We start from the raw sequence: 1,491 nt of genomic DNA, 5'->3' as shown, positions 1-1,491 counted from the left end.
TCTGACCTTCAGGCTTGTGCCGTCGAGTCATTACACTTCCGAGCGGCTGACTAAGCCTTACTCGGGAGAGCTTCCCGCTTGCGCGGTTCTCTCACAGTCGGCAACCATTGCCAGGTCACCCAGGTCTTGCTTTTTGCCTTTTCGGCTGCGCGAACGATCCGGCTGATCCGTGCGTAATGCAGACCAAAATGGTCGCCGATTTCTTTCAGGGTATACCCGCCGCTGGCGTAAGCTGCTGCAATGGCCTGGTCTCGGTCGGAGTGCAGGCTGACGTACTCGGCCAGCGGCTTAGCGGGTGGGCGACGCTGCGCGAGGGGGACTTCGCTTAAGTCCCTGTCCTTCGGCACGCGCTGGCTGAGCTCGCCAACGAACGCGTCCGATCCGAGAAAGACCTGTTGCTTCAACTGCTCCCAAGGGCCGGGCTGGCCGATGCCCTCGGCGACGAAACACCGATAGTGGGCCACGGCAGCCGCTTCAGTTGAGCCGAAGGCCGATAACAACCAATCCCGACGCAGCCAATTCGGACAGGCTGTATCACCCGTCGTCGCCGCGTAGCTGCTCCATGGCCAATCCTGGGGGCGGTCGAGCATCCGTGCCCGCACCGGGTTGAGGACGATGTAACGTGCCAACTCCTTCAGGTAGGTCTCTTTCTGGACGATGATCGCTTTGTAGCGCCCTTGGAAGACGTGTCCGCACCGCCCGTGTGACGTGTTGAAGCGTCGCGTGTAGACGCCGTTCAGTTGCCGCATGCCCTTGGACACGTTTGCATCGGGCGTCTCCATCAACAGGTGATAGTGGTTCGACATCAAGCAGTAGGCGTGACCCCACCAGTTGAAGCGCTCACAGACCTCGGCAAGCAGGTCGAGGAACATTCGGCGGTCCCCGTCACCCCGATAGATGTCCTCGCGCGCGTCACCGCGCGAGGTAATGTGGTACAGAGCGCCGGGAAATTCGAGTCTGAGCGGGCGAGCCATGGATCAAGCGTAGCTCGGGTCGGGCAAAAGGCAAGACCTGACACCGTCCTTTAAAGGCAAGACCTGACACCGTCCTTCGACTGCTCTGGGGTGGGGGGCTAATGCAACAGAGTGGAAATCCCGAGACTGTTTAATCATTCATGCTGCGAGCGGCTTTCCCTCATAGGTCCAGCGGAAGGGTTTGGCCAACGTGCGATTGAAGAAGTCGATGAAATCGCTGATGCGTTTCTGAAGGTCGTCGATGGAGGTGAAGTTGCCACGGCGCAGGACTTTGCGCGCCAGGATCGAGAACCACATCTCGATCTGATTGAGCCACGAGGCGTGCTTGGGGGTGAAGTGAAAGACGATGCGATGGCTCGGATCGCTGAGGAACGCGGTGCGCGTGGCCATGGATTTGAGGATGCCGTAGCGCTCCTTCACGCCGAGGTCGCCCTCGAAACCGATGGCCTCGGCGATGAGGCGCACAACCGCCTCGGAGCAATGGATGTTGAGGTTGTCCATGACCAGATGCCACGGG

2 protein-coding genes are annotated in these 1,491 nt (G+C 60.1%); both read right to left on the bottom strand.

Going from position 1 to position 1,491, the window contains the following annotated elements; genetic code table 11:
• Positions 1 to 50: 50 nt before the first annotated feature.
• Positions 51 to 974: a transposase gene (locus tag CKO23_RS24650; protein ID WP_242482712.1), complete on the bottom strand. Its 924-nt coding sequence runs from the start codon at positions 972 to 974 to the stop codon at positions 51 to 53.
• Positions 975 to 1,112: 138 nt separating this feature from the next.
• Positions 1,113 to 1,491: transposase (locus CKO23_RS24645; protein ID WP_200333883.1), on the bottom strand; the 379-nt coding region annotated here is incomplete at its 5' end.

This window comes from Thiocystis violacea (assembly GCF_016583565.1).
GTDB classification, from domain to species: domain Bacteria; phylum Pseudomonadota; class Gammaproteobacteria; order Chromatiales; family Chromatiaceae; genus Thiorhodococcus; species Thiorhodococcus violaceus_A.
The sequence above is the reverse complement of the archived record's forward strand: the minus strand, read 5'-3'. Positions and strand labels throughout refer to the sequence as shown.

Bases quoted from the DNA above. Each gene is read 5' to 3' on its own strand.
- CKO23_RS24650 (WP_242482712.1), bottom strand. From the start codon at position 974: ATGGCTCGCCCGCTCAGACTCGAATTTCCCGGCGCTCTGTACCACATT.